At 70.6% G+C, this 13,977-nt stretch carries 9 protein-coding genes; 5 read left to right on the top strand and 4 right to left on the bottom strand.

Annotation, left to right across the window (positions count from 1 at the left end; translation table 11 throughout):
- Positions 1-100: 100 nt before the first annotated feature.
- Positions 101-2,182 (top strand): alpha/beta hydrolase-fold protein, encoded by a 2,082-nt coding sequence (locus tag EDD27_RS25505; RefSeq protein ID WP_127934628.1) that lies wholly within the window; start codon positions 101-103, stop codon positions 2,180-2,182.
- A 2-nt stretch (positions 2,183-2,184) separates the two neighbouring features.
- Here EDD27_RS25505 and EDD27_RS25500 read toward each other — a convergent pair whose 3' ends face one another.
- Positions 2,185-3,663, bottom strand: a complete 1,479-nt coding sequence (locus EDD27_RS25500) for an Nramp family divalent metal transporter (RefSeq protein ID WP_127934627.1) — start codon at positions 3,661-3,663, stop codon at positions 2,185-2,187.
- 214 nt (positions 3,664-3,877) lie between these two features.
- On the bottom strand, positions 3,878-5,113 hold the full coding sequence (gene glgC / locus EDD27_RS25495) for a glucose-1-phosphate adenylyltransferase (protein WP_127934626.1): 1,236 nt from the start codon (positions 5,111-5,113) through the stop codon (positions 3,878-3,880).
- Between the two features lie 209 nt (positions 5,114-5,322).
- On the opposite strand from glgC, the gene glgA reads away from it, so the two are divergent.
- The gene (gene glgA / locus EDD27_RS25490) at positions 5,323-6,495 is read left to right on the top strand and encodes a glycogen synthase (RefSeq protein WP_127934625.1); all 1,173 of its coding nucleotides are present in this window, start codon (positions 5,323-5,325) and stop codon (positions 6,493-6,495) included.
- Positions 6,496-6,698: 203 nt separating this feature from the next.
- Here glgA and EDD27_RS25485 read toward each other — a convergent pair whose 3' ends face one another.
- On the bottom strand, positions 6,699-7,730 hold the full coding sequence (locus EDD27_RS25485) for a TrmB family transcriptional regulator (protein WP_127934624.1): 1,032 nt from the start codon (positions 7,728-7,730) through the stop codon (positions 6,699-6,701).
- 73 nt (positions 7,731-7,803) lie between these two features.
- Between EDD27_RS25485 and EDD27_RS25480 the strand changes: the two genes are divergently transcribed.
- Positions 7,804-11,091, top strand: coding sequence for a S8 family serine peptidase (locus EDD27_RS25480; protein ID WP_127934623.1), 3,288 nt, complete (start codon positions 7,804-7,806; stop codon positions 11,089-11,091).
- 58 nt (positions 11,092-11,149) lie between these two features.
- Here EDD27_RS25480 and EDD27_RS25475 read toward each other — a convergent pair whose 3' ends face one another.
- Entirely contained in the window at positions 11,150-11,554 is a 405-nt protein-coding gene (locus tag EDD27_RS25475) for a nitroreductase family deazaflavin-dependent oxidoreductase (protein WP_127934622.1), read from the bottom strand.
- Positions 11,555-11,697: 143 nt separating this feature from the next.
- On the opposite strand from EDD27_RS25475, the gene EDD27_RS25470 reads away from it, so the two are divergent.
- Positions 11,698-12,693 carry a LacI family DNA-binding transcriptional regulator gene (locus tag EDD27_RS25470; protein ID WP_127934621.1) on the top strand — a complete coding sequence of 332 codons (996 nt, stop codon included), beginning with the start codon at positions 11,698-11,700 and terminating at the stop codon, positions 12,691-12,693.
- Complete coding sequence (locus EDD27_RS25465) at positions 12,690-13,967, top strand: sugar ABC transporter substrate-binding protein (RefSeq protein ID WP_206641639.1); 1,278 nt, start codon at positions 12,690-12,692, stop codon at positions 13,965-13,967. Before EDD27_RS25470 ends, EDD27_RS25465 begins: the two co-directional genes overlap by 4 nt.
- The last annotated feature ends 10 nt before the right edge of the window (positions 13,968-13,977 follow it).

Raw genomic sequence — 13,977 nt, 5'->3', positions numbered from 1 at the left:
AACCTATCGAGCCGCCTTGGTTGACATCGCAACACCCCTCCCTGGAAACTCTCCCGAAACACCACAAGGTGCCTTCAGTAAACGTTTACAGGAGCGGTCGATGCCCTTACCCCGACGCCTCGGCGCCGCCACGCTGGCCGCCCTCACCGCGTTCTGCCTCCTCGCAGTCCCCGGCGAGACGGACGCCCGCGCGGCCGGTACGCTCACCACAGGCTCCGCGCCGTCCCCCGCGCTGGACGGGGAGCGCATCGCCTACACCGCCTACCTCCCGTACGGCTACGACCGGGGCGCCGCCCGCCACCCGGTCCTCTACCTGCTCCACGGCCGCGGCGACACCATGCAGGCCTGGACCCGCGTCAAGACCGTCCTCGACGACATGATCCGCACCAAGCGCATCCCGCCGGTCATCGCCGTCATGCCGGACGCGCCGTGGAGTGAGCGCGGCAACTGGTACGCCGACTCCCGCTACACCGGCGCCGACCTGCCGGGACGTCCGGTGGAGACGGCCCTCACCCGCGACCTGGTGGCCCACGTGGACGCCACGTACCGTACGGCGCCCATCCGGGAGGCCCGCCTGGTCGGCGGCTACTCGATGGGCGGGGCGGGCGCGCTGCGGTTCGCCCTCGCCCACCAGGACGTGTTCAGCGCCGCCGCCGTGCTCAGCCCGGCCGTCTACACACCGCTGCCGCCGTCCGACTCCTCCACCCGCGACTACGGCGCCTTCGGGCGAGGGGAGGAGAAGTTCTCCGACGAGGTCTACCGCGAGCTCGCCTACCCGGCGCTGCTGCCCGGCCTGAACCCCGACCTGCCGGTGCGATTGTTCGTGGCCGTCGGCGACGACGAGTACGCCAACCCCGACCCCGCCGACGCCCGCCACGACCTGGACTTCGAGTCCGCCGCGCTCTACAACGCCGCCAGGCGCTCACCCGCGCTCTCCGCGCAGCTGCGCGTCATGGACGGGGGCCACGACTGGTCGGTCTGGACGCCGGCCTTCGAGCAGGCCATGGCCGAGCTCGGTCCCGGGCTGAGCGTCACGCCCCCGACCGGCCTGCCCGCCCCGCTGCACGGCACGGCCGCCACCGACCGGGCGGGCGGCGTCGCGGCCCACCCGGACGGGGCCCTGACCATCGGGTACGCGGCGGGCCAGCCCTCCACCGGCCGGCTCGATGCCGTGGTGACCAGGATCGGCGGCTGGACCAGGCAGTTCGGCAGCCCGGCGGACGAGCGCCTCTACGGTGTCGCGCCGCTGCCCGACGGCGGCGTGCTCACGGCCGGCTACACCAAGGGCGACCTCGACGGACGGCACCCGGGCAACGCGGCCGACGACGCGTTCGTGGCCAGACTCGGCCCCGACGGCACGGTCCGGTGGATCACCCAGTTCGGCGCGCCGGACGCCGCCGACCGTCTCTACGGATTGGCCGCCGCGCCCGACGGCGGCGCCTACGTGGCGGGCTACACCAGGGGCTCCCTGGACGGGCCGAACAACGGCGACAAGGACGCCATTGTCGCCAGGCTCACCCCGGCGGGCGAGCTGTCCTGGATCAGGCAGTACGGCGGCACCGGGGAGGACAAGGCGTACGGCGTCGCCGCGGACGCCACGACCCTCTACGTCGCCGGCAGCGCCACCGCGGCCCTGCCCGGCACGAGCGCGCTCGGCGGCCTCGACGGCTGGCTCGCCGCCTTCGCCGCCGCCGACGGCAGCAGGGCGTGGGCCACGACGGCAGGCGGGTCCGGCGACGACCGGCTGAACGCGGTGACCGTCACCACGGCGGGCCTGGCCGTCGCCACGGGCGCGTCGGGCGGCGACGCGTACACGGTGGCCCACACCGAGCAGGGCCGCCGCCGCTGGGAGCACACGCTCGCCACCCCGGCCGCCGACGAGGGCGCCGCCGTGACGGCGCTGCCCGGCGGCGAGGTGGAGGTCGTGGGCTACACCCGCGGCCGGATCGGGGTGCCGGCCGGCGGCGCCGACGTGCTGACCGCACGCCTGGACGGGCGGGGCACGCAACGCGCCGCCGCCCAGCTCGGCACCGCCAGGGACGACGCCGTCGACCCCTTCGCCGAGCCGAACCTGTACGCCGCCACGACCTCCACCGGCCGGGTGGCGATCTCCGGCCTGACGTACGGCGCCCCGGCCGGGGGCGCCGCACTGGGCAACGGCGACGTCTTCCTGATCAGCTGAGCTCAGAAGGTCACCAGCGGGTCGCCGAAGAAGTCGGCGATGAAGTTGACGAAGAAGAAGCCGAAGAACAGGAAGTTGAGGACGAGGATGATGTAGTGCCACGGCCGGGGGCGCGCCGGGCGCGGGAGCTTGCTGTTGAGATACATCAGCAGGAACGGGTAGAACAGCGCCCCCAGGTTGGACATGTTGGCCGACCACTCCACCAGCCCCACGGGCACCGACTGGAAGATGACGATCGAGATGATCACCAGCAGCAGGAGCATGAACGGGTAGTAGAACTTGCGCGGGTCGCCCTCGATCAGGCGGCGCAGCCGTGGGCTGGTGGCGTTGGCGGCGTCGGTCGTCACCCGCACCATCGCCTCGAAGATGCCGAGCTGCGTGGAGAACAGGATGAGCACGCCCACCACCAGCGCGACGTAGAACGCCGTGCGCCCGTACTCCTCGCCCAGCGCGCTGGCCACGAACGTCGGGACGTTGGCGCGCGTGGGCTTCTCGCCGGCCATCTGGACCGCCTGGGACATGAGGATCGTGGGCAGCAGCATGCCGAGGATCGCGCCGACGAAGAACACGCCCCACATGTCGGTCAGCAGCAGCCGGTACCACCGCCGCCACAGGCCCCGGTTGCGCTCGTCGTCGGGGAAGGTGACGCCGCTGGCCAGGATCTGGCGCCGCTCGCCACGCATGCCCGAGATGTAGCCGACGCGGTGGCCCATGCCGTAGCCCTTGTCGCGGTAGTGACCCATGACGTACCAGTTGAGTCCTGACGCGAGCGCCGTGAACCCGGCCAGGGCGCCGAGCTGGGTCGCGGTGATCCCGGCGGGCGGGGCGGCGGGGGTGACGAAGCCGCGGATGCCCTCCCACCACATGCTGAACGGCACCACGAGCAGGTCGACGGCCAGCAGGGCGAGGAGGATGGCGCTGATCATCACCCAGTTCGCCAGCTCCAGCGCGCGGCTGACCCGGCGCGCGGCGGCGGTGATGAGGAACACCAGCACCAGCAGGGCGATGGCCCACAAGCGCGGCTCCGTGGCGTCGGCGGGCGGCGGCGCGCCGTGGACCAGCGCGTACACGCCCTGCCCCGCCGAGGCGGCCCAGCCGCCCGCGATGAACGCGAAGATCACGATGAAGACCGAGAGCGGCACCCAGAGCGGCCAGCCCGGCGGCACCCGCCCCCAGCCGACCACCGGGGTCTCGCCGGTGGCGACGACGTAGCGGGAGCATTCCACGTTGTAGAAGGTCTGCAGCAGGGCCGAGACCAGGATGACCCAGCCGACCCCGACGAAGCCGTACTGGCCGACGTTCAGCGGTCCGAGCAGCCATTCGCCGCTTCCGATCGAGATGCCGAGCGCGATCAGGCTGGGGCCGACGGCGTATTTGAAGAGTTCCTTGGGGCCGATCTTGGAGACCTTGAAGACCTCCTCCGGCGTGGGCAGGTCGGTGACTTCGAGATCTGGGCGGCTGACTCCGAGTGGGTGCGACATGTCACTGCCTCCTGTCGTTCAGCGTGATCCCGAACGACGGTGGCATCAAGACCCAATCGGCAAAGGAGTCGCGTGGCGTTGCAGCACGTCACGGGAGCCGATTACGTACAGTAATTAGCGTGTCCCACTGCGGCTGCAGGGAGAGATCATGATCGTCGACCTCCCCCTGCCCGAGCCGGCCGGGGACCCCGTGCCCAGGCCGGCTGCGCGCCGCCTACCGCTCGACGATCTCGTTCTTGCCGATGACCACGACCCCGCTCCGGGTCAGCGCGAACCGGGTGCGGTCGTACTCCAGGTCGAACCCGATCCGCGCTCCGTCCGGGATCACCACGTTCTTGTCGATGATCGCCTTGCGCACGATCGCGCCCCGCCCGACCTTGACGTTCTCCATCAGGACCGAGTCCTCCACCCGCGCGTGCGAGTGCAGCACCACCTTGGGGGAGAGGATCGACCTGATCGCCGAGCCGCCGGAGACGATCACGCCGGGGGACACCAGCGAGTCGATCGCCCGCCCCACGCGGTCCCCGTCGTTGTGCACGAACTTGGCCGGCGGCAGCGGATCGTGCCCGGTGAAGATCGGCCATTTGTCGTTGTACAGGTTGAACACCGGGTGCGCCGAGATGAGATCCATGTGGGCGTCGTAGTACGCGTCCAGCGTCCCCACGTCACGCCAGTAGCCCCGATCGCGCTCGCTCGATCCGGGCACGATGTTGTTGGCGAAGTCGTACACGTCGGCCCCGCCGGACTTGACCAGCATGGGGATGATGTTGCCGCCCAGGTCGTGTTTGCTGGTCGGGTCGAGCGCGTCCTCCCGCAGCGCGTCGATCATCGACTGCGTCTTGAACACGTAGTTGCCCATGGAGGCGTAGACCTCGTCGGGGGAGTCCGCCAGCCCCACCGCGTCCTTGGGCTTCTCCCTGAACGCGACGATCCTGCGCCCTTGGGGGTCGGTCTCGATCACGCCGAACTGGTCGGCCAGCGACAGCGGCTGCCGGATCGCGGCCACCGTCACGTCGGCGCCGGAGTCCTCGTGCTGCTCGACCATCTGCCGCGGATCCATGCGGTAGATGTGATCGGCCCCGAACACGATCACGTGCTCGGGCATCTCGTCGTAGATCAGGTTGAGGTTCTGGAACAGCGCGTCCGCGGATCCGGAGAACCACCGCGGACCGAGCCGCTGCTGCGCCGGCACGGGCGTCACGTAGTTGCCCAGCATCGCCGACAGCCGCCAGGTACGCGAGACGTGCCGGTCCAGGCTGTGGTTCTTGTACTGGGTCAGGACAACGATCTTCAGGAAGCCGCCGTTCGCCAGGTTCGACAGCACGAAATCTATGAGCCGATATATCCCCCCGAACGGCACCGCCGGTTTCGCCCGATCCGCCGTGAGCGGCATGAGCCTCTTACCCTCTCCACCTGCCAGCACAACCGCAAGCACCCTCCGGGACCTCATGCCCGAGACGCTACCCTCAAATGGGCGTTCTATCGACGGATCGCGGCACGGTGAACTTCCTTCGTGTCCTGATTTGCCGCTCAACGCCCCTTGGTGGGGTTGCCGATCGCGGGGTTGCCGATCGTGTTCCCCATGCTCGCGTTGATCGTCAGTGCGACATTCGCTCCTTGCGGTGGGCTGCTGGACGCGGCCCACCGTAAGGTCTTGTCATGCGTGTTGATCTGCTCAGCCGGGAGTACCCGCCCGAGGTGTACGGCGGCGCCGGTGTGCACATGGAATACCTGGCCAGGGAGCTGCGACGGCTGGCCGACGTACGAGTGCGCTGCTTCGGCGCCGACCGCGACGAGCCGGGCGTCTCCGCCTACCGGGTGCCGGGCGGGCTGCGGGACGCCAACGCGGCCCTGCAGGTGCTCGGCGTCGACCTGGAGATGGCCGCCGCCTGCCAGGGCGCCGACGTCGTGCACTCCCATACCTGGTATGCCAACTTTGCCGGTCATGTGGCGAAGATGTTGCACGGCATCCCGCACGTGGTCACCACGCACAGCCTGGAGCCGCTGCGGCCGTGGAAGGCCGAGCAGCTCGGCGGCGGCTACACGATCTCGTCGTGGGCCGAGCGCACCGCGCTGGCCGCCGCCGACGCGGTGATCGCGGTCTCGGAGGGCATGCGCCGCGACGTCCTGGCCGCGTACCCGGAGATCCCGCCGGACAAGGTCAGCGTCATCCACAACGGCATCGACACCGCCGAGTACGCCCCCGACCCCGGCCGGGACGTGCTGGTGAAGCACGGCGTGGACCCGGACAGGCCGTACGTCGTCTTCGTCGGCCGCATCACCCGCCAGAAGGGCCTGATCCACCTCCTGCACGCGGCGCGTTCCTTCGACCCCGACGCCCAGCTGGTGTTGTGCGCGGGCGCGCCCGACACGACGGAGATCGCCGCCGAGGTGACCCAGCTCGTCCGCGACCTCGACCGCGACGGCGTCTTCTGGATCCAGGAGATGTTGCCCAAGCCCGAGGTGATCCAGTTGCTGACGCACGCGACGGTGTTCGTGTGCCCGTCGGTCTACGAGCCGATGGGGATCGTCAACCTGGAGGCGATGGCCTGCGAGACCGCCGTGGTCGCGACGGCCACCGGCGGCATCCCCGAGGTGGTGGCCGACGGGGAGACGGGGCTGCTCGTGCCGATCTCCCAGGGAGCCGACGGCACGCCGCACGACCCGGACCGCTTCGCCGTCGACCTCGCCGACCGCGTCAACACCCTGCTACGGGACCCGGGGCGGGCCGCCGCGATGGGCAAGGCAGGTCGCGCCAGGGCCGTCGAGCACTTCTCCTGGGAACGCATCGCCCACCGCACCATGGACCTGTACGCGGCCCTCCGCCCCTGAACCGCCCCACCGGCCGGAGTCCTCTCGGGGGACGTTGGGCCTGCAGCCGCGCGCCACATGCAGGCGCGCGGCCCGTCCGACCGGCCGTCCCACGCCGCCGGCCCCACCCCCCCGACCGGGGCGCGGTCGTTTCCAGGAGGTGGAGGGGACCGTCGCGCGTCGCATGACCGTCTTCGCAGGCGCGGCCGGTGGGGGCAGGGCGGTCAGACGAGGCCGCGGCGGCTGGCCTGGGCGCCGGCCTGGAAACGGGTCTCGGCGTTCAATTCGTCGAGGAGGTGGCGCAGGCGGCGGCGGAGGCTGCGCGGGCTGGTGCCGAGCTGGCGGGCGATGGCGTCGTCCTTGAGCCCGGCCGCCAGAAGCGCCAGCAGCCGGCGATCCTCGAGGCCGAGGTCCGCCGCCGGCTCCTCCTCCTGGCCGGGGTCCGGCCAGGAGGAGGAGCCGGACGACCACAACTCCGGGCGCACCGGCAGCGCCTCCCGCCACAGGCGCTCGAACAGCTCCACCAGCGCCACGACCATGGTGGACCCCCTGATCAGCACCCCGCGCGTCAGCGGCGGATCCATGTGCAGCGGCATGACCGCCCGCCGCCGGTCGACGAGCGCCATCTTGAACGGCAGCGAGGGCAGGATCCGCGCCTCCTCGCCCGCCCTGATCAGGCTGCCCACCTCGTCCAGCGCGCCCGTGTGGTCGAACGCCTCCGGCACGTAGATGGTGCGGTAGCGCACGCCGCTGCGGAGCAGGTCGGTCTGCAGCGGGTTGTGGTAGTCCAGCACGTACGGGGGCCGGTCGAAGGTCAGCACCTCCTCCTTGGCCTCCTGCTGCAGCCGGACGTACCAGCGGGCCTGCTCCTCGGGCCCGGCCAGGACCTCGAACTGCCCGCTCCCCTCGGGGTCCGTGCCGACGTTGCGGAAGGCCGCCTCCAGTTCGTCGGCCGTGTCGGTGAGCCGGTCCAGCTCGCTCTGCATGCCGCGGACCAGCGAGCGGATCGCGGTGCCCGGGTTCGTCGCCGTCCAGCGGGGCGAGCGGCCCCAGAGGCGGCTGACCAGGCCCTTGCAGCGGAGCCTGGTCAGCGACGACTGGATGCGCCCCGCGCTCTCGCCGCTCCGCATGACGAGCTCCTGCACCGTGATGCCGGGGCAGGCCAGCACGCCCCGGTAGATGCGCTCGTCGAACGTGCTGATGCCGACGATCTCCAGCGCCCGGCCGTCTTCTTGCATGGCCCCGATCTTGGCCATTTCCGGCAGTTGCCGCAATAGGCCACAGGAACCACCTTGTCCCCAAAATTCACTGGCAGTTAGAAAGCGGGGTGTGCAACAGAGAATCGCCATTCTGGGCGCCGTGATACTGGCCGTCACAACGGCCGCCGTACCGGCTCAGGCGGCACCCACCCCGCCCCCGGCCCAGTTAGAGCCCGCCAGGACGATCACCCTCATCACTGGGGACAAGGTCACCCTCCGCGCGCTCCCCGACAAGCAGACCCAGCTCGACATCGCTCCCGCCCCCGGCCGGGAGAAGATCGACTTCGTGCACCGCCGGTCCACGGACGGGCTCAGCATCGTGCCCGTGGACGCGATGCCCCTTCTGGCGGCGGGCACGCTGGACCCCCGGCTGTTCAACGTCACCAAGCTGGCCGCGCTCGGCTACGACGACGCCGCCGGCCCCGGGCTCCCGCTCATCCTGACCTACCCGGAGCAGGCCGACACCGCCACGCTCAGGGCCGCGGGCGGGCGCCCACTGCCCGCGATCAACGGCGTGGCCAGGAACGAGCCCCGTACCGGTGCGCTCTGGAAGACACTGACCGCGCAGGCCAGGACGTCGGCGACGCCCGCGAAGATCTGGCTCGACGGCAAGGCCAAGGTGTCGCTCGACGTCAGCGTCCCGCACATCGGCGCGCCCGCGGCCTGGGCGGCCGGCCACACCGGCAAGGACGTCCCCGTCGCGGTCCTCGACACCGGCTACGACCCCGCCCACCCCGATCTGCAAGGCCTGGTCGCCAAGGCCGAGAACTTCACCTCCGAGCCGGACACGCGCGACCTGCACGGCCACGGCACCCACGTCTCGTCCACGATCGCCGGCTCCGGCGCCGCCTCGGGCGGCAAGCACAAGGGCGTCGCCCCCGGCGCCCGGCTGCTCATCGGCAAGGTCTGCGACCAGAGCGGGTTCTGTCCCGACTCGGGCATCATCGAGGGCATGACGTGGGCCGCGGAGAACGGCGCCCGCGTCGCCAACCTCAGCCTCGGTGGCCCTGACGCGCCCGGCACCGACCCGCTGGAGCAGGCCGTCGACAACCTCACGGAGAAGTACGGCACGCTGTTCGTGATCGCCGCGGGCAACGACGGGCCCCAGCGCCTCGGCTCCCCGAGCAGCGCGGACAGCGCGCTGTCGGTCGGCGCCTCCTACCGCGACGCCGACACGGTGGCCGATTTCAGCAGCACCGGCCCGCGCCCCGGCGACGCCGCGGTCAAGCCGGACCTGATCGCGCCCGGCGTGGGCATCGTCGCGGCCAGGGCCGCCGCCGGACAACCCGTTGAGGACTCCTACACGGCGATGAGCGGCACGTCCATGGCCACCCCGCACGTGGCGGGCGCCGCGGCGATCGTCGCCGGCCTGCACCCCGACTGGAAGGCCGACCGCATCAAGGCGGCGCTCATGGCGTCCACCGCCCCCGGTGAGGAACTGGGCGCCTATGTCCAGGGCTCCGGCCGCGTGGACGTCGCCCGGGCCGTCACCCAGCAGGTCACGGCCGAGCCGGTCTCGCTCTCCATGGGAGACGTCGAGCTGCCTGACAACGAGCCGAAGGAGCGCACGCTCACCTACCGCAACGACGGCGACGCCGCCGTCCGGCTGGAGCTCGATGTGACGGCCAAGGACGGGCACGGCGAGCCGGCGACGGTGTTCGCGCTCGGCGCCACCACGGTCGAGGTGCCCGCGCACGGCACCGCCCAGGTCACGGTGACCGCCCGGCCCGGCGCCACCGGCATCTACAGCGGCACGGTCGTGGCCAAGGGCGGCGACGTCACCGTACGCACCGGCATCGGCATGCGCGTCGAACCGGAGAAGCGCGGCCTCAAGCTGACCTTCACCGGCACGGACGGGCAGCCCGCCCAGAACGCCTTCGCCGGGGTGATCGACCTCGACGCCAAGGAACAGACCAACTACGACATCACCGGCGGCACCCTGGACCTGCGGCTGCTCAAGGGTCACCGCTACACGGTCGTCACCTTGATGGCCGACCACGACGGCACGCTGGTGATGGCCGCCGAGCCGGAGTTCACCCTCGACGCCGACCGCACCGTCACCGCCGACGCCCGCCGGGCCAAGCCGGTGGACGTGCGTACGGAGGAGCCGACCGCGCGGCTGGCCATCGGCATGCTCGGCATGCTGCAGCTCATCGAGGGCATGCAGCCCTTCGGCGTGGACGTGGACCTGAACTCCATGTGGGGCGCGGACCGCGTCGAAGGCATCAAGGCCATCCCGACGACCCGCACGGCCGGCAAGAACTTCGCCTACTACCGCTGGACCCAGTGGGCCAAGCCCAAGGGCGACGGCAGCTATGACGACAGCCCGTACTTTTACCACCTGATGAAGGCCGAGCCGCGCATCCCCGCCGACCCCGGCTACCGTCCGCGCCGCGGCGACCTGGCCGAGGTCACCTCCACGTACGCCGCCCAGCAGGACGGCAAGATCGGCGAGCACATGGCGCTGCCCGTGCTGTACGGGAAGACGCTGGCCTGGATGCCGTACAGCCACGTGTCCCGCATCCCGCTCCCGTTCCACCGGACCGAGTACTACACGCCCGGCGACACCGGCTGGTACCCGTCCTTCGTCCAGTACAAGACGCCGCCGGAGGGCCTCAACGACCTCGACCAGTTCTTCTTCGGCCAGACCACCGTCTACCGCGCCGGCCAGAAGGCCGAGGACCGCTGGAACACCGGCGTCTTCGGGGCCGGGCTCAACCCCGACGGTGACTACAACCTGCGGGAGGAGAACATGCTGCAGTTCACGGTGAGCCTGTTCGACGACGGGACGGCCGATCGTCACTCCTTCAGTGAATACGTCTCACCGCAGGCCAAGCTCTACCGCGACGGCAAGGAGATCTTCGCCGACGACTACCTGCCCTCCTTGATCGACGTGCCCGCCGAGCGGAAGGAGAGCGACTACCGGTACACGATCACCGCCGACCGAGCGCCGGCCTTGACCAAGTTCTCCACCCGGGTCAGCGCGGAGTGGCGGTTCCGGTCGAAGACCCCCGAGCCGGGCACCCGGCCGGCGCTGCCGCTGCTGACCGTCAAGGCCAACCCGGAGCTCGATGACCGCAACCGGGCCGCCGTGGGCCACACGCGCATCCCGCTCCGCGTCCAGCGCCAGGCAGGCTCGCCCGACCTGAAGCTGCGCACGCTCACGCTGGAGATCTCTTACGACGACGGCCGCACCTGGTTGCCCACACTGGTGCACCCGTCCAAGGGCGGCTGGTCCGCCGAGACCTGGCACCCGGCCTCGGCGCGCGGAAAGTTCGCCTCCCTCCGCGTCAAGGCCGCCGACACCGGTGGCAACGCCTTCACCCAGACCGTCATCAGGGCGTACGAGATCAAGTAGTGCCCACAGCCGCGGCCGCCCGCGCATGACGCGCGGGCGGCCGCGGCAGGGTTTTCCGTCAGGTGACGCGCTCGAGGACGACGACCGGGATGTCGCGGTCGGTCTTGCGCTGGTATTCGTCGTAGTCGGGCCACGTCCTGGTCATGAGCCCCCAGAGCTCGGGCTTCTCCTCGGGGCTCGACGTGCGGGCGCGGGCCTTGAACTTGTCGCCCTTGACCTGCACCTCGACGTCGGGGTTCGCCTTCAGGTTCTTGTACCACTCCGGATGGTCGGGATCCCCGCCCTTGGACGCCACGACCACGTGGTCGTCGCCGTGCCGCTGGTAGATGAGCGGGGTCGTATATGGTCTGCCCGACTTGCGGCCTTTGGTGGTGAGGAGGAGGACTGTGGTGTTGTTCCAGTCGTGTCCCTCCGCGCCGTCGGTTTCCTGATAACGCCGGACGTGTTCCTTGCCGTAGAGCATGCCGTCCAGCTACCCATCCCCGGCGTGACCTCACCGTTACTCCACGGGGTCTGTACGAGAAGTTAACAAGCCTGGCACACTGCATTTGTGTAAGCGCTTACACCACGCCATCATGAAAGCGCTTACACAAAAGGAGTGGCTCCATGGACGTGACCATCTACGAGGTGGCCAAGCGGGCCGGCGTGTCCATCGCGACCGTGTCCAGGGCACTGCGCGGCACGGGACCCGTCGCGGCCAAAACGCGGGAGAAGGTGCTCAAGGCCGTCGAGGAGCTCAACTTCACCCCCAGCCGGCTCGGCGTCAGCCTGGCCGAGGGCCGGCACGCCGCCAACGGCGTCGTCTTCCCCGACCTCGCGGGCCCGTACTACACCGAGGTGCTGCTCGGCTACGAGGAGGTCGCCTCCGAGCTGGGCCGCTCGGTGGTCATCCTGTCGACCAAGGGCCGCACCAAAGTCAACGACCTGATCAAGGACCTGGCCGGGCGCGTGGACGGCCTGCTGGTCTTCGGCCACGCCGTCCCCGACCCGCTGATCGCCGAGCTGGTGCGGCTCGGCGTGCGGCTGGTGGTCATCTCACGCGACCCGCTGCCCGGCGCGGACACGCTGCGCAGCGAGAACACCGCGTCGGCGCGGGCGCTGGCCGAGCACCTGGCCGGCCACGGCTACGAGCACTTCGCGTTCCTCGGCGCGCCGCTGACCAGCGGCGACGACGTGGACGAGCGCTGGCGTGGCGTGCGGTCGGTGCTCGGCGGCGCGATCGAGGCCGTGGCCACGCGCGAGTACACCGTGGAGTGCGGCTTCGACGCGGCCAAGGCGCTGCTCAAGGACAAGCGGCCCGAGGCGATCGTCTGCTCCGACGACGAGGTGGCGTTGGGAGCGCTGCTGGCGGCCGAGGAGCTCGGTCTCGACGTGCCCGGCGACGTGGCCGTCACCGGCTGGGACGACATCATGGCCGCCCGCCACGCCAGGCCCGCGCTCACCACGGTGCGCCAGCCCATGCGCGAGCTCGGCGCCCGCGCCGCCCGTGCGCTCGACGAGCTGATCACCGGCGTCCGCGACACGCCGCGCCACCTCATCCTGACCACCGAGCTGGTCGTGCGCGCCAGCTGCGGTCCCCACCCCCAGGAGGTAAGCACGTGAACACCATCACCCGGCGCGCCGGAGCCCGCGCCACCGGCGGCCTGCTGGCTCTCGCGATCCTGGCCGCGGGATGCGGCCGCGACACGGCCCAGACACCCGAGCAGGCGCAGAACGTCACGACCGGCAAGGTCACGGGGGAGGTCACGGTCTGGGCGATGGGGGAGGAAGGCAAGGCGCTCGGCACGTTCGCCAAGGACTTCGAGACCGCCAACCCCGGCGTGAAGGTCAACGTCACGGCGATCGGGTGGGACGTGGCGCACGACAAGATCACCGCGGCCATCGCGGGCGGCGCCACACCCGACGTGAGCATGATCGGCTCCACCTGGTCGGGCGAGCTGGCCAAGACCGGCGCGCTCGACCCGACGCCGGGCAACCTCGTCGACAAGGCGGCGTTCTTCCCTGGAGCGTGGCAGACGGTCGAGCTCAACGGCACGGCGTACGGCGTGCCGTGGTACGTCGAGACCCGCGTCCTCTACTACCGCACCGACCAGGTCAAGAAGGCCGGCGTCGAGCCGCCCGAGACGTGGCAGGAGTTCATCGACTTCGCCAAGGCGCTGAAGGACAAGGGCGGCGCCACGAAGGGCTTCCAGCAGAGCTTCACCCTGGGCGCCTCCTGGCAGGAGGTGCTGCCGCTGATCTGGCAGGCCGGCGGCGAGATCGTCAAGGACGGGAGATACACCTTCGACACCCCCGAGGCCGTGACGGCGCTCAAGCAGTACGAGTCGATGTTCAAGCAGAAGCTCGCCCCGACCGACATGCCGGAGAACGCCTTCCCGCAGAGCTTCATCAAGGGCCAGGTGGGCGGCTTCTTCTCCGGACCGTGGATGATCGGCGTGCTCAACAACGACGGCGGCGCCGACTTCAAGGACAAGTTCGACGTCGCGCCGTACCCCAAGGGCCCCGTCTCGGGCACCAGCTTCATCGGCGGGTCCGCCATGGCCGTCTTCAAGAAGGCGAAGAACCGTGATGCGGCCTGGAAGTTCCTGCAGTGGCTGAGCGAGCCCAAGGTCCAGGCCAAGTGGTACACGACGGTCAAGGCCCTGCCTGCCGTTCAGGTGGCCTGGCAGGAGCCCGAGCTGACCGCGGACAAGCAACTGGCCGTCTTCGGCGAGCAGCTCAAGGACGCCAAGACGCCGCCGCCGTTCCCGACGTGGGAGCAGGTGGCCAGGGTGCTGGAGACGGAGCTGGAGAAGCTGGCCCGCGGCACGCAGACCCCCGAGCAGACGGCCAAGTCGATCCAGTCGCAGGCCGACACGATCGGAACGGGCATGTGAGCGAGCGTAG

The organism is Nonomuraea polychroma (assembly GCF_004011505.1).
In the GTDB taxonomy this organism is placed as follows: domain Bacteria; phylum Actinomycetota; class Actinomycetes; order Streptosporangiales; family Streptosporangiaceae; genus Nonomuraea; species Nonomuraea polychroma.
This window is presented reverse-complemented; position numbering and strand designations above follow the sequence as displayed.